This window comes from Mycetocola sp. TRD_SC_2 (assembly GCF_055361225.1).
In genome coordinates this window covers 2,724,515-2,746,057 of record NZ_CM143954.1, presented here as the reverse complement: position 1 = coordinate 2,746,057, position 21,543 = coordinate 2,724,515, and the positions used below count along the sequence as shown (strand labels likewise).

18 protein-coding genes and 1 pseudogene are annotated in these 21,543 nt (G+C 65.2%); 12 read left to right on the top strand and 7 right to left on the bottom strand.

All coding sequences use genetic code 11. From position 1 onward, the window contains the following. Positions 1-41: 41 nt before the first annotated feature. The 6 genes from dnaK to ACWA1Q_RS13100 all read left to right on the top strand — a co-directional run bounded on the left by dnaK (position 42) and on the right by ACWA1Q_RS13100 (position 6,252). Entirely contained in the window at positions 42-1,904 is a 1,863-nt protein-coding gene (dnaK, locus tag ACWA1Q_RS13125) for a molecular chaperone DnaK (RefSeq protein WP_463757951.1), read from the top strand. Between the two features lie 2 nt (positions 1,905-1,906). Next, positions 1,907-2,536: a nucleotide exchange factor GrpE gene (locus ACWA1Q_RS13120; protein ID WP_463757950.1), complete on the top strand. Its 630-nt coding sequence runs from the start codon at positions 1,907-1,909 to the stop codon at positions 2,534-2,536. Positions 2,537-2,541: 5 nt separating this feature from the next. Beyond that, entirely contained in the window at positions 2,542-3,528 is a 987-nt protein-coding gene (locus ACWA1Q_RS13115) for a DnaJ C-terminal domain-containing protein (protein WP_463757948.1), read from the top strand. 5 nt (positions 3,529-3,533) lie between these two features. Further along, on the top strand, positions 3,534-3,947 hold the full coding sequence (locus ACWA1Q_RS13110; protein WP_463757946.1) for a heat shock protein transcriptional repressor HspR: 414 nt from the start codon (positions 3,534-3,536) through the stop codon (positions 3,945-3,947). Between the two features lie 84 nt (positions 3,948-4,031). Continuing rightward, complete coding sequence (locus ACWA1Q_RS13105) at positions 4,032-5,099, top strand: DUF2062 domain-containing protein (RefSeq protein ID WP_463757944.1); 1,068 nt, start codon at positions 4,032-4,034, stop codon at positions 5,097-5,099. A gap of 31 nt (positions 5,100-5,130) precedes the next feature. Beyond that, a complete protein-coding gene (locus ACWA1Q_RS13100) occupies positions 5,131-6,252 on the top strand; it encodes a class I SAM-dependent methyltransferase (RefSeq protein ID WP_463757942.1) in 1,122 nt (373 codons plus the stop codon). 3 nt (positions 6,253-6,255) lie between these two features. Here the strand turns inward: ACWA1Q_RS13100 and ACWA1Q_RS13095 are convergent, their stop codons facing one another. Next, on the bottom strand, positions 6,256-6,900 hold the full coding sequence (locus ACWA1Q_RS13095; protein ID WP_463757941.1) for an NADPH-dependent F420 reductase: 645 nt from the start codon (positions 6,898-6,900) through the stop codon (positions 6,256-6,258). A gap of 50 nt (positions 6,901-6,950) precedes the next feature. Next, positions 6,951-7,955: a glucose-6-phosphate dehydrogenase (coenzyme-F420) gene (gene fgd, locus ACWA1Q_RS13090; RefSeq protein WP_463757939.1), complete on the bottom strand. Its 1,005-nt coding sequence runs from the start codon at positions 7,953-7,955 to the stop codon at positions 6,951-6,953. A gap of 97 nt (positions 7,956-8,052) precedes the next feature. Between fgd and clpS the strand changes: the two genes are divergently transcribed. From clpS to ACWA1Q_RS13065, 5 genes are all read left to right on the top strand, one after another. Further along, on the top strand, positions 8,053-8,337 hold the full coding sequence (gene clpS / locus ACWA1Q_RS13085; protein WP_463757938.1) for an ATP-dependent Clp protease adapter ClpS: 285 nt from the start codon (positions 8,053-8,055) through the stop codon (positions 8,335-8,337). Further along, positions 8,334-8,867 (top strand): DUF2017 family protein, encoded by a 534-nt coding sequence (locus ACWA1Q_RS13080; protein ID WP_463757937.1) that lies wholly within the window; start codon positions 8,334-8,336, stop codon positions 8,865-8,867. The genes clpS and ACWA1Q_RS13080 overlap by 4 nt, the downstream gene beginning before the upstream one ends. Before the next feature lie 23 nt (positions 8,868-8,890). Continuing rightward, positions 8,891-10,081, top strand: coding sequence for a glycosyltransferase (locus tag ACWA1Q_RS13075; protein WP_463757934.1), 1,191 nt, complete (start codon positions 8,891-8,893; stop codon positions 10,079-10,081). 54 nt (positions 10,082-10,135) lie between these two features. Further along, entirely contained in the window at positions 10,136-11,518 is a 1,383-nt protein-coding gene (locus tag ACWA1Q_RS13070) for an LLM class flavin-dependent oxidoreductase (protein ID WP_463757932.1), read from the top strand. 69 nt (positions 11,519-11,587) lie between these two features. Further along, the gene (locus ACWA1Q_RS13065) at positions 11,588-11,947 is read left to right on the top strand and encodes a hypothetical protein (RefSeq protein ID WP_463757930.1); all 360 of its coding nucleotides are present in this window, start codon (positions 11,588-11,590) and stop codon (positions 11,945-11,947) included. Positions 11,948-12,036: 89 nt separating this feature from the next. Here ACWA1Q_RS13065 and solA read toward each other — a convergent pair. Further along, a pseudogene (gene solA / locus ACWA1Q_RS13060) lies at positions 12,037-13,160 on the bottom strand (N-methyl-L-tryptophan oxidase). Positions 13,161-13,328: 168 nt separating this feature from the next. Between solA and ACWA1Q_RS13055 the strand changes: the two are divergent. Beyond that, a complete protein-coding gene (locus ACWA1Q_RS13055) occupies positions 13,329-15,479 on the top strand; it encodes an ATP-dependent Clp protease ATP-binding subunit (protein ID WP_463757929.1) in 2,151 nt (716 codons plus the stop codon). Between the two features lie 79 nt (positions 15,480-15,558). On the opposite strand, the gene ACWA1Q_RS13050 is transcribed toward ACWA1Q_RS13055, so the two are convergent. From ACWA1Q_RS13050 to acs, 4 genes are all read right to left on the bottom strand, one after another. After that, positions 15,559-16,149, bottom strand: coding sequence for a nitroreductase family protein (locus ACWA1Q_RS13050; RefSeq protein WP_463757927.1), 591 nt, complete (start codon positions 16,147-16,149; stop codon positions 15,559-15,561). A 129-nt stretch (positions 16,150-16,278) separates the two neighbouring features. Next, positions 16,279-17,271, bottom strand: a complete 993-nt coding sequence (locus ACWA1Q_RS13045; RefSeq protein ID WP_463757926.1) for an LLM class F420-dependent oxidoreductase — start codon at positions 17,269-17,271, stop codon at positions 16,279-16,281. A gap of 81 nt (positions 17,272-17,352) precedes the next feature. Further along, positions 17,353-18,726, bottom strand: coding sequence for an RICIN domain-containing protein (locus ACWA1Q_RS13040; protein WP_463757924.1), 1,374 nt, complete (start codon positions 18,724-18,726; stop codon positions 17,353-17,355). A 710-nt stretch (positions 18,727-19,436) separates the two neighbouring features. Next, positions 19,437-21,488: an acetate--CoA ligase gene (gene acs / locus ACWA1Q_RS13035; protein WP_463757923.1), complete on the bottom strand. Its 2,052-nt coding sequence runs from the start codon at positions 21,486-21,488 to the stop codon at positions 19,437-19,439. Positions 21,489-21,543 lie beyond the last annotated feature (55 nt).

Below are 21,543 nucleotides of genomic sequence, written 5' to 3'. Positions count from 1 at the left end.
ATCGAAACAGACCCTGACCGGTCCTAAAGGAGAAATAACACATGGCACGTGCAGTAGGAATTGACCTCGGAACCACCAACTCCTGTGTGGCCGTTCTCGAAGGTGGTGAACCAGTCGTCATCGCAAACGCAGAGGGACTCCGCACCACCCCATCGGTGGTCGCATACACGAAGGACGGCGAGGTGCTCGTCGGTGAGACCGCGAAGCGCCAGGCCGTCACCAACGTCGACCGCACCATCGCATCGGTCAAGCGCCACATGGGCACCGACTGGTCCTTCGCCGTCGACGAGAAGAAGTACACCCCCCAGGAGATTTCGGCACGGATCCTCGCCAAGCTCAAGCGCGACGCAGAGCAGTACCTCGGCGACACGGTGACGGATGCCGTCATCACGGTTCCCGCGTACTTCAACGACGCTGAGCGCCAGGCCACGAAGGAAGCCGGCGAGATCGCCGGACTCAACGTTCTCCGCATCATCAACGAGCCGACCGCTGCAGCTCTCGCTTACGGCCTCGACAAGGGCAAGGAAGACGAGCTCATCCTCGTCTTCGACCTCGGTGGAGGAACCTTCGACGTCTCGCTGCTCGAAGTGGGCAAGGACGACGACTTCTCGACCATTCAGGTCCGCGCGACCTCCGGCGACAACCGCCTCGGTGGAGACGACTGGGACCAGCGCGTCGTCGAGCACCTCATCAAGCGCTTCAAGGAGACCACGGGCGTCGACGTCTCGAACGACAAAATCGCCAAGCAGCGCCTCAAGGAAGCCGCTGAGCAGGCCAAGAAGGAACTGTCCTCCGGCATGTCCTCCTCGATCCAGCTGCCGTACCTCTCCCTCACGGAGAACGGCCCCGCGAACCTCGACGAGACGCTCACCCGCGCACAGTTCGAGCAGATGACGAGCGACCTCGTCGACCGCACCAAGAAGCCGTTCCAGGACGTCATCCGCGAGGCCGGCGTTTCGGTCAACGACATCGCACACGTCGTGCTCGTCGGTGGATCGACCCGTATGCCCGCCATCTATGACCTGGTCAAGCAGGAGACCGGTGGCAAGGACCCGAACAAGGGTGTCAACCCTGACGAGGTCGTCGCCGTCGGCGCCGCTCTCCAGGCCGGCGTGCTGAAGGGCGAGCGCAAGGACGTTCTGCTCATCGACGTCACCCCGCTGTCTCTCGGTATCGAGACCAAGGGCGGCATCATGACCAAGCTCATCGAGCGCAACACGGCCATCCCGACCAAGCGCAGCGAGACCTTCACCACGGCGGACGACAACCAGCCGTCCGTCGCGATCCAGGTCTTCCAGGGCGAGCGCGAGTTCACCCGCGACAACAAGAACCTCGGAACCTTCGAGCTGACCGGCATCGCCCCCGCGCCCCGTGGCATCCCGCAGGTCGAGGTCACCTTCGACATCGACGCCAACGGCATCGTGCACGTGTCCGCGAAGGACAAGGGCACCGGCAAGGAGCAGTCGATGACGATCGCCGGCGGATCCTCGCTGGCGAAGGAAGACATCGAGCGGATGGTTCGCGAAGCTGAAGAGCACGCTGCTGAGGACAAGGCCCGCCGCGAGGCAGCCGAGACCCGCAACACGGCCGAGCAGCTCGCCTACTCGATCGACAAGCTCATCAAGGAGAACGACGACAAGCTCCCCGACGACGTCAAGAGCGAAGTCCAGGGCGATGTCGACGCACTCAAGTCGGCTCTTGCCGGCGACGACGAGGCCGCGGTCAAGACCGCGTACGACAAGCTCAACGAGAGCCAGGTCAAGCTCGGCGAAGCGATCTACTCGCAGGCCCAGCAAGCCGAGTCGGCACCCGCCGACGGTGCCGAGCAGCCGGCTGACGCGGCATCCGATGAGGATGTCGTTGACGCAGAAGTTGTGGACGACGAGGAAGGCGACAAGAAGTAACAATGACTGACACGAACCCGACTCCAGAAGACGGTGACGAGGTTCAGCCAGTGAACGAGGGGTCGGAAGCGATTGCTTCCGACCCTGAGTCGCAGGTGGACTCCGAACTGCCCGAAACAACCGACGACGAACTGACCGTTCAGGACATCCTCGACGCAGCGCAGGCCGACGGCCTCGACGGCGACGTGGACGCCGAGCGCGTTGCAGACGCCGAACCCGAGCACGAGCACCTCGTTGACCTCAAGCGCGTCAGCGCTGAGTACGCGAACTACCGTAAGCGCACCGAGGCGAACCGCGAGGTCGAGCGTGAGCGCTTGACCGGCGACGTCGTGAAGGTGCTCCTGCCGGTGCTCGATGACCTGGATCGCGCTGAGAAGCATGGCGACCTCGAGGACGACACCCCGTTCTCAGCGATCGCCGCGAAGCTCCGCACAAGCATTCAGAAGCTCGGTCTCGCTCCGTTCGGGGTGAAGGGCGAACCCTTCGATCACAACCTCCACGAGGCGATCTTCCAGCAGCCGACGCCTGGCGTCGAAACCGAAACCATCCTCGACGTTGTCGAGACCGGTTACACCATCGGTTCGACACTCCTGCGTGCGGCGAAGGTTGTCGTCGCCGTTCCCGCTGAGTAGGCGCGATGGCAAGTCAGGACTGGTTCGACAAGGACTTCTACAAGGTTCTCGGCGTGACGAAGGATGTCACTGCCGCTGACCTGAAGAAGACCTACCGCAAGCTTGCCCGCAAGTATCACCCGGACTCCAACGCCGGCGACGTGCAGGCCGAAGCGAAGTTCAAGGAGCTGAGCGAGGCTTACTCGGTGCTCAGCGACCCCGAGCAGCGCAAGGAGTACGATGCTGTCCGGGCAATGGGCTCCGGCGCTCGGTTCACCGCCCCTGGTGGCGGAGGAGCGAACGGCGGCTTCGACGACGTCTTCGGCGGGATGTTCGGAGGCGGCGCACGCGGGACGAGTTCCAGTTACCAGCAGGCCGACTTCGAGGACATCCTCGGCGGAGTCTTCGGCCGGGGTGGCTTCGGCCAGCCGAGCGGCGGGTACCGTGGCTTCGGTGGGCCGACCCCGGGCCGCGACGTCACGGCATCCACCACGATCGATTTCCTCACGGCGACCAAGGGCGATCAGATCACCCTGCAGACCGCTGAGGGGCGAACGATCAAGGTCAACATCCCGGCGGGCATTTCTGACGGTCAGAAGATCAAACTGCGTGGCAAGGGTTATCCGTCCCCAGACGGCGGCCCCGCCGGCGATCTCGTGCTGACCGTCTCGGTGCGCAAGCACCCGGTATTCGAGCGTGACGGGTTGAACCTCCGGGTCAACGTTCCTGTGACGTTCGTCGAGGCGACGCTCGGTGCGACCATCGAAGTACCGACCCTCGGTGGCGAACCGGTGCGGCTGCGTGTCGCGCCGGGTACTCCATCCGGGCGCGTGCTCCGGGTGAAGGGACGCGGCGTCGCGACATCGAAGGGCACGGGCGATTTGCTCGCCGTCGTCCAGGTCGCTGTGCCGTCGCACCTCAGTGCAGAAGCTCGAGCGGCACTCGAGAAGTTCCACGAACTCGAACCGCACGAAAACCCGCGTGACGACCTGATCCTCCGGGCAAGGGGATAGCAATCATGGACGAGAATTCGCCGATCTTCGCGATCGCGATGGCGGCCGAGCTGGCCGGAATGCACCCGCAGACCCTGCGGCAGTACGACCGGCTCGGCCTCGTCTCTCCCACCCGGACCGCAGGCAAGTCCCGTCGGTATTCGATGAGGGATGTCGTCCAGTTGCGCGAGGTCGCCCGGCTCAGCGCCGAAGGCGTGAGCCTCGAGGGCATCGCTCGCATTCTGGCGCTCGAGAACGAGGTCGTCGCGCTGCGTGGTCGGGTTCGCGATCTCGAACACGCCCTGGCCGAGGAATTCGTCAAGTCGCCCGGCCGTCGCGTCTTTGCTGCAGGTGCGCAGGGCGACGTGATCCCGCTCAAGAGCGGTACCCGCGCCCAGCGGCGCACCGAGGTCGTCGTCTGGCGGCCGTTCCAGCGCTGACCCGCTCGACCGGTACTCCCGTGCCATCCCGAACGGTACCCAGGGTGGGTTACGCCCGTTCGTGCCTCTCGTTAAGCTGACCGCATGAGCGAACACGAATCGAAAGACCGCGACGACGCCGCACCGTCGACGCCCAACAGCGGGGCAGAATCCACACCGGCGCAGGCCGGTGGCCAGCCCGCCGGTCCGCCGCCGGGTTCACCTCTCGCGCCGCCCCCAGGTTCTCCGCCGCCGCCCCCGCACTCCCCTGCGGCGCCGGCACCGGGCCCGATCCAGCAGCCCGGCTATCCGCAGCAGCAGGGTTACTCACAGCAGCAGGGCTACCCGCAGCAGCCGGGATGGCAGCAGGGATATCAGCAGCCTGGTTATCCGCAGCAGGGGCAGCGCCAGGGCTATCCGCCCCAGCCCGGATACCCGGCGCAGACCGCGTATCCGCAGGCTCAGCCGCCGTACCTCGCGAGCGTTCCCGGCGGTCCCCCCGTACCGCCCCGGCCGCCGCTGGGTTCACGGCAGAGGGGCGGCGCCATGCTCGCCGGGGCTGTGTCGTTCACCCTCATGAGCATCGGCTTCACACTCGCCGTCATTCCACTCATCATTGCGGCATTCGGTGCGTTCTTCGGCACGCTGTTCTCCTATATCGCGAGGAACAACCCCGACGACTTCTCGATGAACGGTGACGTCGGTCAGGACGTGACCGACCAGTTCATTGCGGACGCGTGGTCGATGGCCCTTCCATGGCTGATCGGCTCGTTCATCCTCGGCGTGATCCTCTGGATCCTCGGTTACCTTTCCAGCGTCTGGATCCTTCGCAGCCGCCGGGTGAACCGTCCGGTCGCTGTCACGTGGAGCGGTCTCGGTATTGCTGTCGCCGCGAGCTGGCTGGTCAGCGCACTGAGTGCGCCGTTCTCGGGACTCTTCGGCATGTTCCCGTCCGGCTTCGACACCGACGAGGACTTCGGCGCACCCGACGGCATCCCGGGGCTGGAAAGCTTCGACTTCACGCCGCTGATCGGCCTCGGTGTGCTGTTCCTCCTCCTGGGCCTTCTGTTCAACGCCGCCATCGGCCTGCTGAGCTGGTGGTGGATGGCGCACGCGTTCCGTGAACGGCCCGTCACCACAGAACCGACGACTGCTCCGACGGCGACCACCTGAACCGTCAGCGCAGCACCGTTACCCTGAACAGGTGACTGACTTCGCATTCGACCGGCTCCGACGCTGGCCCGATGTCGAAAGCCCCAACCTGTTTGCCGCCGACGCCACCGATCGGCTGCTCCTCGAGACCGCCGGTTCGGACATCGCAGCGGCGGTCCCGGGCGAAATCACCGTCATCGGGGACCGGTACGGGGCGCTGACGCTCGGAGCGGCGCATGCAGGGGCCACCGGCATCCGCACTCACCAGGACGAGTTGTCCGGCGAACGGGCCCTCGCCAACAACGCCGAGATGCTCTCGCTCAGCGACAGCTTCTCGACCACGCCGCTCGAGGCATCCGTTGTCGCCGGTGCACGCGTTGTGCTTCTGCAGTTGCCGCGATCACTGGATGCTCTCGCCGAGATCACCGAACTGATCGCCCGGCATGCGGCGGCGGATGTCACGGTGTACGCGGGTGGGCGGGTCAAGCACATGACCCGCGCCATGAACGATGTGCTCGGCAGACATTTCGAGTCGGTGACGGCGCAGCTCGCGCAGCAGAAATCGCGTGTGCTCGTCGCACGCGAACCATCGCCACCGACCGGGGACCCGACCTGGCCCGCCCGCGAACTTCACCCGGACCTCGACCTCGTGGTGTGCGCCCATGGTGCCGCGTTCGCCGGAACGAAGGTCGATATCGGCACACGGTTCCTGCTCGGCTTCCTCGACCAGCTCCCGGCAGCCGAGCACGCCATCGACCTCGGTTGCGGAACCGGAGTGATCGCGACGGCGCTCGCCCGCGCCCGGCCCGACCTGCATGTGACCGCTACCGACCAGTCTGCGGCCGCCGTGGCATCCGCTCGCGAGACCGCGCAGGCCAACGGGGTCGCGAACCGGATCATCGTGGTGCGGGACGACGGGCTTTCGGGGTGGGCGGAAGGCTCAGCAGAACTCATCCTGCTGAACCCGCCGTTCCACGTGGGCGCCACGGTGTACGCGGGCATCGCCGAAAAGCTGTTCGCCGACGCGGCACGCGTGTTGAAGCCGGGCGGCGAGCTGTGGACGGTGTGGAATTCACACCTGGGCTACCGATCGGTCCTCGAGCGACTCGTCGGACCGACTCGTCAGCTGGGCCGCAACAGCAAGTTCACGGTGACCGTGTCGACGAGGCGCTGATCGTCAGGAGCCGGAGGGCCGCTGGGCCTGGGCGATGTCGATCTCGAGTTCTTCGCGGTCGCGACGCGGGCCGTACGCCGGCGTGCCGACCTGGATGCGCCAGGTCTCACTCAGCGGACCGATGTCGAGCACGTCGAAACCGACCGTATCGATGAACTCCGCGACGACGGCCTTCGCTTCGTCGTCGTCGCTCGCGACGATGAGGGCGCGACGCTCGGCGGTTCCCGCTGACTGAGCTTCGTCGGTGATGGCATCGGACTGGATGTGGTTGAACGCCTTCACCAGTCGCGCGCCGGAGAAGTGTGCCTGGACCAGCTCGGAGACGGTCGTCTCCTCGGCGTCGAGTGCGTCGATGTTGCCGTCGCGCTGCGGGTAGTAGTTGCTCGTGTCCAGAACGATCTTGCCGTCGAGCAGATCGGCCGGGATGCTGTCGACCGCTTTGAGCGGGATCGCAACGGCAACGAGGTCCGCACGTGCGGCATCCGCTGTTGTCCCCGCCGTCGCTTTCTCACCGAGCTCGAGAACGAGTTCGGTGAGCGACTCAGGGCCGCGAGAGTTCGAGACGACGACGTCATAGCCGTGAGCGACGGCGGCGCGTGCGAGCTGGGAGCCGATGTTGCCGGCTCCGATAAGTCCAAGAGTTGTCATAGGGTCTCCAAGTCATCGGGGCCCGGGGATGTTCCCGTGCGGGATGGAAATCAGGCCAGGTCGCGCAGCCTGGGTGCGATGTCTCGAGAGAAGAGATCGAGGAATCGCTTCTGGTCGTGACCGGGTCCATGGAAGACGAGGTGATTGAGACCCGCGTCGATGTACGGCTTGATCAATGAGACGGCTTCATCGGGGTCGCTCGTGACGATCCAGCGCTTCGCAACCTGTTCGATCGGAAGCGCGTCAGCGGCCGCTTCCATCTCGATCGGGTCGTCGATGGAATGCTTCTGCTCCGGAGTCAGTGACAAGGGTGCCCAGAAGCGGGTGTTCTCCAGGGCGACGTCGGGGTCGGTGTCGTACGAGATCTTGATCTCGATCATCTTGTCGATGGCGGCGACGTCACGGCCAGCCTTTCCGGCGCCCTCCGCGACAGCGGGGAGAAGCTTCTCGGTATAGAGCTCCATGCCCTTTCCCGACGTGCAGATGAAACCGTCACCAGCGCGACCGGCGTAGCGGGCGACGACCGGTCCGCCCGCGGCGACGTAGACGGGGATGCCGCCATCGGGCACGTCGTAGATCGATGCTCCCTTGGTGGAGTAGTACTCGCCGTCGAAGTCGACCCGGTCGCCGACCCACAACTGGCGCATGAGGTCGACGGATTCGCGGAGGCGGGCGAACCGCTCCTTGAATTCCGGCCACTCTCCTTTGTAGCCGGTCGCGATCTCGTTGAGTGCTTCTCCGGTACCGACACCGAGGAACACACGGTCCGGGTAGAGGCAACCCATGGTGGCGAAAGCCTGGGCGACGACCGCCGGGTTGTACCGAAACGTCGGCGTCATCACGGAGGTTCCGATCTGGATGCGCTCGGTCCGTTCACCGACGGCGGTCATCCAGGCGAGGGAGAACGGGGCATGGCCGCCGTTGTGGCGCCACGGCTGGAAGTGGTCGCTCACCGTGACACTGTCGAATCCGTGCTCCTCGGCCGAGACACCGAGCTCTACGAGATCGCGTGGCCCGAACTGCTCCGCCGACGCCTTCACACCCAACTTCAACATCCGAGCCTCCACTGTGACGCATACCGCGGCGTTGATCGCCGACCTTCCGAGACTATCGGGGCATTGCATTGGCGGGCGAGCGTGCGAAGCTGGAAGAGTGCCGCAACTTGACCACCGCCTGGACCTCTCCGAGTCCCTCACGCTCGGCACGCCCTGGAACGCCATCGTCTGGGACGACCCGGTGAACCTCATGACGTACGTGTCGTGGGTGTTCCGCAGCTACTTCGGCTTCTCACGGACCCGCGCCGAAGAGCTCATGCTGCAGGTTCACAACTCCGGCAAGGCCGTCGTCGCAACCGGAAGCCGCGAAGAGATGGAGCGGCACGTCGTCGCCCTCCATGGGTACGGGCTTCTCGCAACCCTGGCGAAGGTGCCGGAATGAGAGCGTTCGACGCGACATCCGGGGGCGATCTTCTCGCTGAATTCGAGGCGCAGGAAGTCGCGCTGTTCACCGACCTCGTGCAGCAGATCATCGGCCTGCTCGAGCGGGTCAAGGAGGGGGAGGCCGACGTCGACCCGACGGTGCTCGCGCGGCTCTTTCCGGATGCCTATTCCGACGATCCCGAGGCGGCGGACGAATTCCGTCGCTACACCCTCGACGGGCTCATCGACCGCAAGGTGGAGAACGCGAGGGGCGTTCTGACGTCGTTCGACTTCGCGCGAAAGAAGCACACGGCTGACGGAGACATGCATCTCGTTGAGCTCGATCGTGAGTACGCGATGTACTGGCTCGGGACGCTCACCGACCTGAGGCTTGTGCTCGCCACGAGCCTCGGCATCGCCACCGTCACCGAGGACGGCGAAATGGAGAACCCCGACGCGGGGTACGTCGAGAGCCTCTACGACTGGTTCGGCTTTGCGCAAGGTTCCCTGCTCGAAGCGCTCGAAGAGGTCGAAGGTATCGGGGGGTGATGGCCAGATACGCTTGAGGCACCATGCACATACTGATGTTCAGCGACCAGCACGCGGATTCTCTCGGCGGAGTGCAGGTCTCGATCAGATTGCAGAAGCGGTTCCTCGAGCAGGCCGGCCACACGGTGACGGTCTGTGCGCCCAGGATGCATCGCGAGCACCCCGGCAGCCCCGACTACATCGACACGCCGTCGATTCCCATCACGCTCGACCGCGAGTACTCGATGACGCTCGTGAGCCGCAGGATCGACCGTCGGATCGACCGGGCGCTGGCCGGTCGGCCGCCCGTCGACGTCGTACATGTGCAGGCTGATTTCTGGAGCGCGATGCTCGGATACCGATTCGCCGCGAGGCACGGCATCCGTGCTGTGCACACCTTCCACAACCACATGGAGTTCGGAATCGAACAGGTCGTTCCGTTCCCGAAAGTGGCGATCAGAGCCCTGTTGTGGTGGGAACACCGGGTGCTCAAACCGGCGCGCTCCAGCATGCCGCCCAGCGCGTGGGCGTACCTCAACGAACTGGCGCTGCGTGCGAATGCCTCGATCGCTCCGAGCGGACACTTCGCCGCGCTTCTGGAACGCAGAGGCGCTGCGTCCGACGTCGAGGTGATTCTCACCGGGGCGGATGACGCCGTGGTCGAGCAGGTGCTCCAGGAGGCTCCACCACGCTCGGCGGGCAGGCCCCTGTTCGTCTGGATGGGCCGGATGAGTTCCGAGAAACGCATTCTCGAATACCTCGAGGCGATCGTTGAGTCCGGTGTCGATGCCGAGTTCCGGCTCTACGGCGCTGGACTGCTGCTGGCCAAGGCCCAGGCCTTCGTCCGTGAGAACGGGCTTCAGGGCAATGTCGTGTTCGCGGGCAAGGTGCCGTATGCCGAAGCACTCGCCGCCATTGCGTCGGCAGATGCGCTCGTGCAGACCTCGATCGGTTTCGAAACCCAGGGCATGACGGTCTTCGAGGCGGCGGCGCTCGGTACCCCGTCGATCGTGAGCGATCCGAACATCGCGGGCGAGCTGCCCGACGGGATCTACTGGCAGCCTGAGGACGGTTCGATCGAAGCGCTCGCCGAAGTGATCCGAGTGGTGGCCGCTGACGTGGAATCCGGATCCCGGCTCGTGGTTGAGCCGCAGGCAAGCCAGGAATTCCGGCAGAGCTTCCAGACCGAGCGGATGATCGCGGTCTACGAACGGGTGCTTGCCGCGCCTGTGTGACGCCGTGTTGCGGCTCCGCTCGACCCGGCCCGGCTGGGCGCGCACCATGGAACCATGCCTCGTCACATCCGTTTCAACGCCTTCGACATGAACTGCGTCGCCCACCAGTCCCCTGGGCTGTGGCGCCACCCGGACGACCAGTCGCACAGGTACACCGACCTCAGCTACTGGACGGAACTCGCCAAGCTGCTTGAACGCGGCAAGTTCGACGGTCTCTTCATCGCCGACGTGCTCGGTACCTACGACGTCTACGGCGGCAGCAACGAAGCCGCCCTCCGCAACGGAGCCCAGGTCCCGGTGAGTGACCCGCTCCTGCTCGTCTCGGCGATGGCCGCCGTGACCGAAAATCTCGGCTTCGGCATCACCGCCGGCACGGCCTACGAGCACCCGTACCCGTTCGCGCGGCGCCTCTCGACGCTCGATCACCTCACCAAGGGCCGGGTGGGCTGGAACGTCGTCACCGGTTACCTGCCGAGCGCTGCCAGGAACATGGGGCATGACGACCAGATCGAGCACGACGAGCGCTACAACATCGCTGACGAGTACCTCGAGGTGCTCTACAAGCTGTGGGAGGGCTCGTGGGAGGACGACGCCGTCGTCCGCGACCGCGAAACAGGTGTCTTCACCGACCCGGCCAAGGTGCACGAAATCGGCCACTACGGGAAGAACTACACGGTGCCAGGCATTCACCTGTCAGAGCCGTCGCCGCAGCGCACACCGGTGATCTTCCAGGCGGGCGCATCCGGTCGCGGTGTGCAGTTCGCCGCCGAGAACGCCGAGGCGATTTTCGTCGGCTCACCCACCAAGGCGGTGCTCAAGGCGACCGTGTCGAAGATCCGGGATGCCCTCGAAGCGGCCGGTCGCGACCGGTACTCCGCGAAGATCTATCAGCTGGTGACGATCATCACCGATGAGACCCCGGAGAAGGCGAAGGCGAAGCACGAGGACTACCAGCAATACGCGAGTGCAGAGGGAGCCCTCGTCTTCATGTCTGGGTGGATGGGAGTCGACCTGTCGCAGTACGACCTCGATGCCCCGATCGGCGATGTGAAGAGCAACGCGATCCAGTCCGCCGTCGCGAACTTCCAGGCGGCATCCGAAGACGGAAGCGAATGGACGGTGCGTGACATCGCCGCGTGGGCCGGCATCGGTGGGCTCGGAACCCGCATCGTCGGCTCAGGCGCCGAGGTGGCCGACCAGTTACAGTCGTGGGTCGACGAGACAGATGTCGACGGCTTCAACCTCGCCTACGCGATCACGCCCGGCTCGTTCGAGGACATCGTCGAGTTCGTGATCCCCGAACTGCAGGCGCGGGACGCCTACCCTTCCGATTACACCGAGGGTACGTTCCGCAACAAGCTGCACGGGCGCGGTGATCGGCTCCCAGAGGAACACCGCGGTTCGCAGTACAAAGTGATTCCGGCCCTCGTCGGCTGAGGCGTCCGGAACCCCGCTCGCGGCTGTCAAGGGCCTTGCTGCCGGTTTTCTGCCGCGTAGCGTCGAGGTATGAGTGATTCACGAGACATCGAAGACCAGCTGAAGATCAACGACGCTGACGGTGAAGTCAGCCGTGCTGATCGCACGGAAGCCGGAGTGAATACCGGTTCCGAATCTGCAGACCTGGACGCCGACAACGCTGGAGCGCTCGGTGACCCCGCCCACCCGTTCGACCAAACCAACGGCATCCTTGACGATTTCGACGAGACCAAGCCAGGCAACGTGACCGGCGAGGAGTCCGCGAGCGAGTATGCGGCGTCGTCAGCCGACCCCGGTGTCGATGATTCGCAGGGGGCGGTTCCGGCCGATTCCTATCTCGATAACGACGACACGGGCATGATTCCGCCCCGTGGGCCAGTCACTGGCTGATAATCGAAAGGTTGCGGTTCTCCGCAGAACGATAATGGTCCGCCTCCCTGTGCCCCCAGGGGAGCGGGCCATTCTCGTTGCCGGAGTGCTCAGCCCTGAAGACCCGGGCGTTCCAGGTCGAACAGGCCGATCGGCAGATCGGTCCGCCCGCGTGTCGCGAGGTCGGCGACGATATCGCCGACCACCGGGACGAATTTGAAGCCATGCCCACCGAAGCCCGTTGCGACCGTCACCTGCGAGTGCTCCGGGTGAAGTCCGATCATGAAGTGGTCATCGGGCGCGCTGGGGTACAGACAGGTTTTCGCCTGCAGCAGCTGGCCGGTCAGGTGGGGAAACAGTTCGAGCGCGCGCGACTGCATCCGTGCGACTTCGAAAGGCAGCACCGTGCGGTCGACCGTATCCGGATCGGTGGGGCGCTCGTCGTGGAAGAACCCGATCTTGATCCCACCGCCCGATCCATCGGCGATCGGAAAGCCGTAGACCTGGTCGTTCCCGTCGGTGCGCTCGATGAAGACGGGTTGCCTGCCGACGGCGTAGTCCTCGAACACCGGTCGGCCGGGGGAGTACCCGGGCTGGAACCAGTACATGACCTGACGCTCGGGTGTCACTGGCGCACCGATCTCACCCAACACTTGGGCTGACCACGCTCCGGGTGCGACCACGAGCCGGTCCGCTCCGTACGTTCCATGTCGGTCACCACCTCGACTCCACCGCCGCGCGTTGCCGTCCACGACAGGACGGCCTCGCCGAAATGCAAACGGGCGCCGTGCTCGGTCGCCACGCGAATGTTGGCGGCCGTCGTCCGCTCAGGATCCACGAAACCGGCGTTCTCCTCGAACAGGCCGACGGCGTGTGCGGCCGGGCGCATCGCCGGGAACCGCTCGGTGATCTCGTCGCTCGACAGTACTTCATGCTGAAGGCTCCACTGCCGGGCAGAGGAGAGGGCACCGGTGAAGGTCTCTTCCTCAGGATCACCGATGTAGATCCCACCGGTGATCGTCACCAGTTTCGAATCGGCCTGGTCTTCAAGCCGCCGCCACCCCTCATAGGCGCGCCGCAGGAGGGGGACGTATTCGACGCCCTCGAAGTATGACTGGCGGATGATCCGGGTTCCGCCGTGCGCGGAGCCCCGGTCGTGAGACGGCCAGAATCGTTCGAAGCCCAGCACCGAGAGACCGCGCTGGGCGAGGGCATTGGCTGCAGCCCCACCCATCGAGCCGAGGCCGATCACGATGACGTCGGCGGAGGGCATGTCTGCTCGATTCTCTGGGAGTTCGCTGGCTGTATCAGCCTAGAAGATCCCGCCGCTGGCATGCGCGAAGCGGACGCGGTAAACTTGAGTCATAACGACTCAACTTTTAGAATTCCTCAAGGAGGCCGCATGCAACCGGGTCAGCAACCGCAGGGCGAGCAAAAGAGCGCCCTCGAACTGTACGGCGTCAACCTCACCGAGGTCGCCCGGTCGGGCAAGCTCGACCCGGTGATCGGTCGGGATGCCGAAATCCGTCGTGTCAGTCAGGTGCTCACCCGTCGCACCAAGAACAACCCCGTTCTCATCGGGGAGCCCGGCGTCGGCAAGACCGCCGTCGTCGAGGGGCTCGCCCAGCGGATCGTTGCCGGTGACGTCGCCGAGTCGCTCAAGAACAAGCAACTCGTGTCACTCGACCTGTCAGCGCTCGTCGCCGGTGCCAAGTACCGCGGTGAGTTCGAGGAGCGGCTCAAGGCCGTACTGCAGGAGATCAACGACGCCCAGGGCCAGATCATCACCTTCATCGACGAGCTCCACACCCTCATGGGTGCGGGCGCCGGTGAGGGCAGCGTTGCCGCATCGAACATGCTCAAGCCCATGCTCGCGCGCGGTGAACTCCGGATGATCGGGGCGACGACACTCAACGAATACCGCGAATACATCGAGAAGGATGCCGCCATGGAGCGGCGGTTCCAGCAGGTGTACGTCGGAGAGCCGAGCGTCGAAGACACCGTCGCGATCCTGCGCGGGCTCAAGGAGCGCTACGAAGCCCACCACAAGGTGACAATTGCCGACTCCGCCCTCGTGGCCGCGGCATCCCTCTCGAATCGCTACATTCCATCCCGCCAGCTGCCGGACAAGGCGATCGACCTCATCGACGAAGCAGCCTCACGCCTGCGGATGGAGATCGACTCGTCGCCGGTGGAGATCGACGAACTGCGCCGCAGTGTCGACCGGCTCAAGCTCGAGGAGCTCGCTCTCAAGAAGGAGAAGGACGACGCGTCCAAGGAGCGCCTCGCGAAGCTGCGTGAGGACCTTAAGGAACGCCAGGCCACCCTCTCTGAGTTGCAGGCGCGCTGGGAGAAAGAGCGCGCGAACCTCAACCGAGTCGGTGAGCTGAAGGAGCGACTCGACGCGGCCCGTGTGGCATCCGATCGTGCCCAGCGTGAGGGCAACCTCGAGAAGGCGTCGCGACTGCTCTACGGCGAGATTCCGGTGATGGAGCGCGAACTGCGTGAGGCGGAGCAGGCCGAGAACGACGGGCCGCTCATGGTCAACGACCAGGTCACCGCTGACGACATCGCCGCCGTGATCGCCGCGTGGACCGGTATCCCGGTCGGCAGGCTGCTGCAGGGCGAGACCGAGAAGCTGCTGCACCTCGAAACCGAACTCGGCAAGAGGCTCGTGGGGCAGAAGCAGGCCGTCAAGGCGGTATCGGATGCCGTTCGGCGTACGCGGGCGGGAATCTCAGACCCCAACCGGCCGACGGGATCGTTCATGTTCCTCGGCCCCACCGGCGTCGGTAAGACGGAACTCGCCAAGGCGCTCGCCGAGTTCCTCTTCGACGACGAAAAGGCCATGGTGCGGATCGACATGTCGGAGTATGGCGAAAAGTTCTCCGTCTCCCGGCTCGTCGGTGCCCCTCCCGGCTACGTCGGCTACGAACAGGGCGGCCAGCTGACCGAAGCCGTGCGGCGCAGGCCGTACTCGGTTGTGCTCTTCGACGAGGTCGAGAAGGCCCACCCGGAGGTGTTCGACGTTCTGCTGCAGGTGCTCGACGACGGCCGGCTCACCGATGGGCAGGGCCGTACCGTCGACTTCCGCAACACCATCCTCATCCTCACCTCGAACCTCGGCTCCCACTTCCTCGTGGACCCGTCGATGTCGTGGCCCGAGAAGGAAGAGGCGGTGCAGAACCTCGTTCGGCAGGCGTTCAAGCCGGAGTTCGTGAACCGGCTCGACGACATCGTCGTCTTCTCCGCTCTCACCGAGGAGGACCTCAGCCAGATCGTCGAGCTCTACATCGACCGCCTGCAGCGTCGCCTGCAGGAGCGTCGACTGGAGCTTGCGGTGACACCGGATGCCCGCAGCTGGCTCGCCGAACGCGGGTACGACCCGATCTACGGGGCGCGGCCGCTTCGCAGGCTCATGCAGAACGAGATCGACGACCGGCTCGCCACAGCGATCCTCGAGGGCAGCATTCGCGACGGCAACACGGTTCGCGTCGACCTCGACCCGGTCTCCGACTCGCTCACCGTCGGATCCGTTGCGGTGCCGGTGTAACGGCATCCGCTCGAATCCGATCGAAAACGAAGAAGCCCGCGTCCGCCCTCCATGGGCGCCGCGGGCTTTCTCTGTGAACTCAGGCGTTGACCAGCACGAGGTCCTCGAGCGGGCGGCGAGTGCGTGGGGCGACTTCGCGCTCACGCAGAACGTCACTCGTGAGGGCTTCGGGGGTTCCGAGCACGCCGAGGGCCGTCACGGAGATCGGCTCGAGGTTGTCGTCGATGTCGAACGCCGCCCGCAGGCCGTCGACCTCGATGCCGCCCATCTGGTGAACGTGAAGGCCGTCGTGGTGTGCCTGAACGGTGAGGCTGGCGACAGCCTGACCGAGGTCGTACTGCGACCAGCGGAGCGGTGTGCCGTCTTCGGCAGCGATCTCGGCGAGGTTCACGATGAGGACCTGCGCTGACGACGCCCAGACCTGGTTGAAGCCCATGAGGTTCTCGACGATGGTGGCGTGCTCCGTCGTTCCGCGACGGGCGACGATGAAGCGCCAGGGCTGTGTGTTCGCGGCGGATGCTGACCAGCGGGCGGCCTCGAGGGCTGCCGTGATCTTCTCAGCGGGAACCTCGACGCTCGAGTCGAAGGAGCGGGGGCTCCAGCGCTCGGCGAGCACCTCGTGGATCGGTGCGCTCGTCTCGGCGGTGCGGCTGATGAGGGGGACTGTCATGTGGCTTCCTTCGTGTTGCGGATGTACGGTCGGTCGCCATTGACCCGATCCAATGAAAGCGGAAGGCGCCACGGGATATTCCGTGACGCCTTCTGTGTCGCTCTCTGTGTCGTCGAGTGACGGCATCCGTCAGGACAGGGCCGGGATGACCTCACGTTCGAACAGTTCGATGCCGGACCGGTCGTACGCGGCTTCGGGGAAGTAGGTGATCGCGTACGCGAGGCCCTTCTCCTTCATGCCGGAGAGTCGTTCGACGATTTGTTCGGGCGTGCCGACGCCGAGCGCCTTCCCGCTGCGGTACTCGGCCATGAAGTCTGCGGCCTTCTCTTCACCGAGGTACGGGGTCACCCGGGCCTGGATCGCGTCGAGGCGTTCCGCGACCTCTGCTTCGGTGTCGGCGATGACGATGTTGTAGTTCGAGCTGCGCACGATCTCGTCAAAGTTGCGGCCGACCTTCTCGCAGTGCCCGCGCAGAACGTCGCTCTTGTGTGTGAAACCCTCGGGGGAGCCGTCGAAGTTCGTGTATTGGGCATACTTCGCCGCGATCCGCAGGGTGACCTTCTCCCCGCCGCCGGCGATCCAGAACGGGATGCCGCCTTCCTGCACCGGAAGCGGCCGGACGATCGCGCCGTCGACCTGATAGTGCTTGCCGTCGAGGGTCGCTGTGCCTGTCTCCCACGCCTGCTTCATGATCTGGACGCCCTCGTTGAGACGGCCAAGACGGTCGCCCGCGCTCGGGAACCCGTAGCCGTAAGCGCGCCACTCGTGTTCGTACCAGCCACCGCCGATCCCCATCTCGACGCGTCCGTCTGAGATGACATCGATGGTCGCGGCGACCTTGGCGAGATAGGCCGGGTTCCGGTAGCTCATGCACGTGCACATCTGGCCCAGGCGTACCCGCTTGGTGGTCGCGGCGAAGGCGGACATCAGCGTCCACGCTTCGTGCGTTGCTTCTTCGCTCGGCACCGGGACGGTGTGGAAGTGGTCGTACACCCAGATCGATTCCCAGGGTCCGGCATCCGCGTGGGCGGCCAGGCTGCTCATCGTCTCCCACTGGTCGCGAGTGCCGATTCCAACAAGGTCATGTCGCCATCCCTGGGGGATGAAGGTTCCAAATCTCATCGGCCCAGCCTATTGGGGCAGGTTGGTCCCATAGAGGGATTGACACAACAAACACTTTGGCGAGTCGCGCGTGCGTCGAGGCTATCCGCAGTAAATGAGCCGGTTGCCCCACTGGTCCGTGGCAAGACGCACTGTCCCCGTCGCGATCACCGTCTCCTGGCCGTTGGTCAACCTTTGTTTCACAGTGACAGGAACCGTGGTGTTGTTCGGTGCGGCGTTGTGGGCGCTGGAGGGGTCAATCCCGAAGGTTTCCGCCCACCTGTCGCTCAGCCCGGTGACTTGCGTGCCGTTGACGCTCAGGCTGTAACCGGCGACTGCGGTGTTGTCCTTGGCGTTGTTGGTCCAGGCGTAGTTCAGCCAGTAACCCGGGCTGTTGGGGTCAGGCGCGGAGCAGCGCAACGATTGCGGAGTTGTCACCGTTGCCGAGTTCGACGCAGCCGAGATGTTACCGGCCGCGTCCCTCGCGCGGACCGTGTACGTGTACATCGTGTTTGCCGCAACCGGAGAGTGCGTGAACGTCCGGACGGAGGCGGTCGTCGTGCCGACCTCGGTGCCGTTCCGGTAGACGATGTATCCCGTGACGCCGACGTTGTCTGTCGAAGCGGCCCAGCTGAGCGACACAGATGTGCTTGTTGCCGCTGCAGCAGTCAGGCTGGTCGGGGCTGTCGGCGCCTGGGTGTCCCCAGCAGGCACCGCCCGGAGGCTGAAGGTCTGTGCCGGGTTCGAGGAGTCGCAGGTTTGCTGATCGTAGGTTGCACCGATGGTGTTCGATGCTCCGACGACCGAGAGGCACTTACCGCTGTTGCGAGCGACAAACTGGTAGACGCCGGATGCAACCGCGACGACGCTCCACTGCTGGTTTGTTCCCGAGTTTGGCTGGTGGAGGATCACCCTGGCTGCGTCGTTCCCGGCAGCACCCTCGACGTCCCAGAGGATCGTCGGAGTGAGCCGAGGTGCCACCGTGTAGTACCCGTCGGCGTTCGGACCGGTGAAGTTCCACGACTGGTTGAGGCTGGCCGGGCTGCTGCAGCTCTGCTGTGTCAGAGCGGAGAAGTTGGCGGTGCCGGCAGCGTTCATGCACAGCTGGCTCTTGGTATTGACGAGCTGGTGGTAGCCGGTGGGTGCGCTGACCGCGGGAGTCGTGAGCGTGATCGAGGTAGAGCTCGTCGACTGACCCGCTCCGTCCCGAGCCCGAACCGAATAGCTGTACTGGGTGGAGGGTCGCACCGTCGTATCGACGAATGATGTCGTCGTGGTCGAACCGAGAAGTGTCGAGCCGCGATACACGTCGTATCCGGTCACCGCGACATCATCGGTTGAAGCGGTCCATGCCAACGTTGTCGAAAAACCAGTTGTCCCGGAGAACCTCAGGGCCGTCGGGGCGGACGGGGCTGCATCGCTGAACGTTTGCGGGAGAGGCGTGGCAGCAAGGCTCGACCATTCCCCTTTGGCCATGGCCGTTTCCAGGGAGGCCAGGACCGTTGACCCCGACGTGATCCCGACAGGGTTTGAGAGCGTCGTGCGCACGCAGTAGTGAACCGATGCTTGAGCGTTGAGGGTTCCGGAGAGTGCCAGTGCCGCTGCCCCCCATGCATAGGAAGGTGTATTGGCTGGCAGGACGCAGCTCCCCGCCGTTGTCGTTCGCCAGATCTGTACTGTCAGGCGCCCGGCGAGGGTGGTCGACAGGGGAGTGGCGACTTTAGTGGTGGTCGTGTAGTTCGCCGCCACCGTGCCGCTGTTTGTGAAGCTTGCGGTGTCTGTGCGAGTCAACACTCCCGCAGAAAAAGCGCCAGTCGACGTTTTAGCGCCTGCCGTGGCCGTGACAGTCCCCGCGGTCGCGACCTGCGGCTGTGCTGTCGACGTATCCGACCACAGTGCGTACGTCTGTCCAACGTTGCCAGTTGCCCCGACCGCGATCACTGCCGCGATCACTGCCGCTGCGACGACGGGGGCCCGCCCGAACCTGCGCCAAACGCCGCGACGTCGTGCAGACGCCGCTTCGGCAGGTTGGTTCGTCATGGAGAGGTCAGGTCTCGACTTTCGGAGAAGGAAACTCACCTTGCAGTTTAGCGGTGCAGTCAGGGCGAAAGCTGCGGACCAGCACACCCAATTCGGGGCGCGGTCGATCTCGATACATGGCCTCGCTTCACTCGGGCGTTACTCGATCAGCGGTATGAAGCGCGCGCCCGCACGATCTGCTCGATCCGTGCGGGAACCGTGTCGTCCTGCAGGCTGGTCACATCGCCGAGCGTTCGCCCGTCGGAGATGTCTCCGAGCAGCCGCCGCATGATCTTGCCCGACCGGGTCTTCGGCAGGTCCGGCACCACCACCACATCACGGGGCTTCGCAATCGGCCCGATCTCACTCGACACGTGGGCACGCAGCATCGCCGAAAGTTCATCGGCAAGTCCCAGCCAGTAGTCCGCATGCTCCGCCGCGGCACCGTGGGAACCCGCGGCGGGTATGACGTACGCCGCGATGGCCTGCCCGGTGAGGGCATCCGTCACACCAACGACGCCCGCCTCGCCGACCGCTGGATGCGACACGAGCGCGCTCTCGATCTCGATCGTCGACAGGCGGTGACCGGACACGTTGATCACGTCGTCGACGCGGCCGAGCACCCAGATGTCGCCGTCGGCATCCCACTTCGCGCCGTCTCCGGAGAAGAAGTACCCCTGCTGCCAGAACCGCGCCCAGTAGGAGTCACGGTAGCGCTCAGGGTTGCCCCACACGGTGCGGGCCAGCCCTGGACCCGGCCGGTCGACAACGAGGTAACCGCCCTCACCATACGGAACCGGGTTGCCGACGTCGTCGACGATGAGCGTCGAGAGACCCGGCAGCGCCCGGTTCGCCGACCCGGGCTTGAGTGTCGACACACCGGGAAGCGGCGCCATCACCGACGCTCCGGTCTCGGACTGCCACCAGGTGTCGATGATCGGAAGCCGGCCGCCGCCGAGGTGAGTGTGGAACCACACCCATGCCTCCGGGTTGATGGCTTCGCCAACCGTGCCGAGCACGCGCAGCGACGTCAGGTCATAGTCGGCGGGCACGCCGTCGGGGAACCACGTCATGAGCGTGCGGATCAGGGTCGGTGCCGTGTAATACGTCGTCACGCCGTAGCGCTCGATGATCTCGAAGTGCCGCGCGGTGTGCGGGGTATTCGGTGTGCCCTCGTAGATCACCTGGGTCAGGCCGTTCGACAGCGGCCCGTAGATCTCATAGGTGTGTGCGGTGACCCAGGCAAGGTCGGCGGTGCACCAGTGCACGTCATCGGGCTTGGCGTCGAAGATCGCCCAGTGGCTCCACGACGCCTGGGTCAGGTAACCGCCCGAGGTGTGCACAAGCCCCTTCGGCTTGCCGGTGGTGCCAGACGTGTAAATGATGAACAGCGGCGTCTCAGCGTCGAACGCCTCCGCCTCGTGAACATCGGATGCCACTCCAACCGTGTCGTGCCACCACACGTCGCGCCCCTCGGTCCACGCGATCGGCGGGATGTCATCGCCCGTGCGACGCACGACGAGAACGTGCTCGATGCTGTCGACTCCCGCCACCGCGGCATCCGCATTGTCCTTCACCGCGACAGCCGCGCCGCGCCGGTATTGCCCGTCGGTCGTGATGAGGAGTTTCGCGCGGGTGTCCTCGACCCGGAATCGGAGCGCATCAGCACTGAACCCGCCGAACACGAGGGAGTGGATGGCGCCGATCCGGGCAACGGCGAGCGTCGCGATGATCGTCTCAGGGATCACCGGCAGGTAGATCACGACTCGGTCGCCCTTGCCGATGCCCAGCTCGGTCAGCGCGTTGGCGGCACGCGACACCTCACGCTGCAGGTCGGCGTACGTGATCGAACACCGATCGCCCGGCTCGCCCTCGAAGTGCAGCGCGACCTTGGCGCCGTTTCCGGATGCCACGTGGCGGTCCACGCAATTCACCGCGACGTTAAGCGTGCCTCCGGCAAACCACTCGGCTCTCGGCACGGTGAGTTCGCCGTCTGGCCCCTCGGTCACAGGCTCCCAGGAATGCACCGTGTGCCACGGCTCCGCCCAGTCGAGACGCCGGGCGGCGTCCTCCCAGAACGTGACCGGGTCGGCGTCCGCTTGCGCCCAGTCGGCGGCAGAAACATTGGCCTGCGCGGTGAACGCACCCGGTGCCGGGTACCGTCGCGTTTCGGTGGCGAGGTTGGCAAGAGTGGGGGTGGATGCTTCAAGCGCGGGCATTCTTCGACGGTACGGTGGGCCCGTCGACAGCCGAAATCGCCGGGAAACGCAGCGT

Bases quoted from the DNA above. Each gene is read 5' to 3' on its own strand.
- ACWA1Q_RS13115 (WP_463757948.1), top strand. From the start codon at position 2,542: ATGGCAAGTCAGGACTGGTTCGACAAGGACTTCTACAAGGTTCTCGGC.
- ACWA1Q_RS13105 (WP_463757944.1), top strand. From the start codon at position 4,032: ATGAGCGAACACGAATCGAAAGACCGCGACGACGCCGCACCGTCGACG.
- ACWA1Q_RS13080 (WP_463757937.1), top strand. From the start codon at position 8,334: ATGAGAGCGTTCGACGCGACATCCGGGGGCGATCTTCTCGCTGAATTC.
- ACWA1Q_RS13110 (WP_463757946.1), top strand. From the start codon at position 3,534: ATGGACGAGAATTCGCCGATCTTCGCGATCGCGATGGCGGCCGAGCTG.
- ACWA1Q_RS13055 (WP_463757929.1), top strand. From the start codon at position 13,329: ATGCAACCGGGTCAGCAACCGCAGGGCGAGCAAAAGAGCGCCCTCGAA.
- acs (WP_463757923.1), bottom strand. From the start codon at position 21,488: ATGCCCGCGCTTGAAGCATCCACCCCCACTCTTGCCAACCTCGCCACC.
- ACWA1Q_RS13050 (WP_463757927.1), bottom strand. From the start codon at position 16,149: ATGACAGTCCCCCTCATCAGCCGCACCGCCGAGACGAGCGCACCGATC.
- ACWA1Q_RS13070 (WP_463757932.1), top strand. From the start codon at position 10,136: ATGCCTCGTCACATCCGTTTCAACGCCTTCGACATGAACTGCGTCGCC.
- ACWA1Q_RS13045 (WP_463757926.1), bottom strand. From the start codon at position 17,271: ATGAGATTTGGAACCTTCATCCCCCAGGGATGGCGACATGACCTTGTT.
- ACWA1Q_RS13095 (WP_463757941.1), bottom strand. From the start codon at position 6,900: ATGACAACTCTTGGACTTATCGGAGCCGGCAACATCGGCTCCCAGCTC.
- ACWA1Q_RS13075 (WP_463757934.1), top strand. From the start codon at position 8,891: ATGCACATACTGATGTTCAGCGACCAGCACGCGGATTCTCTCGGCGGA.
- dnaK (WP_463757951.1), top strand. From the start codon at position 42: ATGGCACGTGCAGTAGGAATTGACCTCGGAACCACCAACTCCTGTGTG.
- ACWA1Q_RS13065 (WP_463757930.1), top strand. From the start codon at position 11,588: ATGAGTGATTCACGAGACATCGAAGACCAGCTGAAGATCAACGACGCT.
- ACWA1Q_RS13120 (WP_463757950.1), top strand. From the start codon at position 1,907: ATGACTGACACGAACCCGACTCCAGAAGACGGTGACGAGGTTCAGCCA.
- fgd (WP_463757939.1), bottom strand. From the start codon at position 7,955: ATGTTGAAGTTGGGTGTGAAGGCGTCGGCGGAGCAGTTCGGGCCACGC.
- ACWA1Q_RS13040 (WP_463757924.1), bottom strand. From the start codon at position 18,726: ATGGCCAAAGGGGAATGGTCGAGCCTTGCTGCCACGCCTCTCCCGCAA.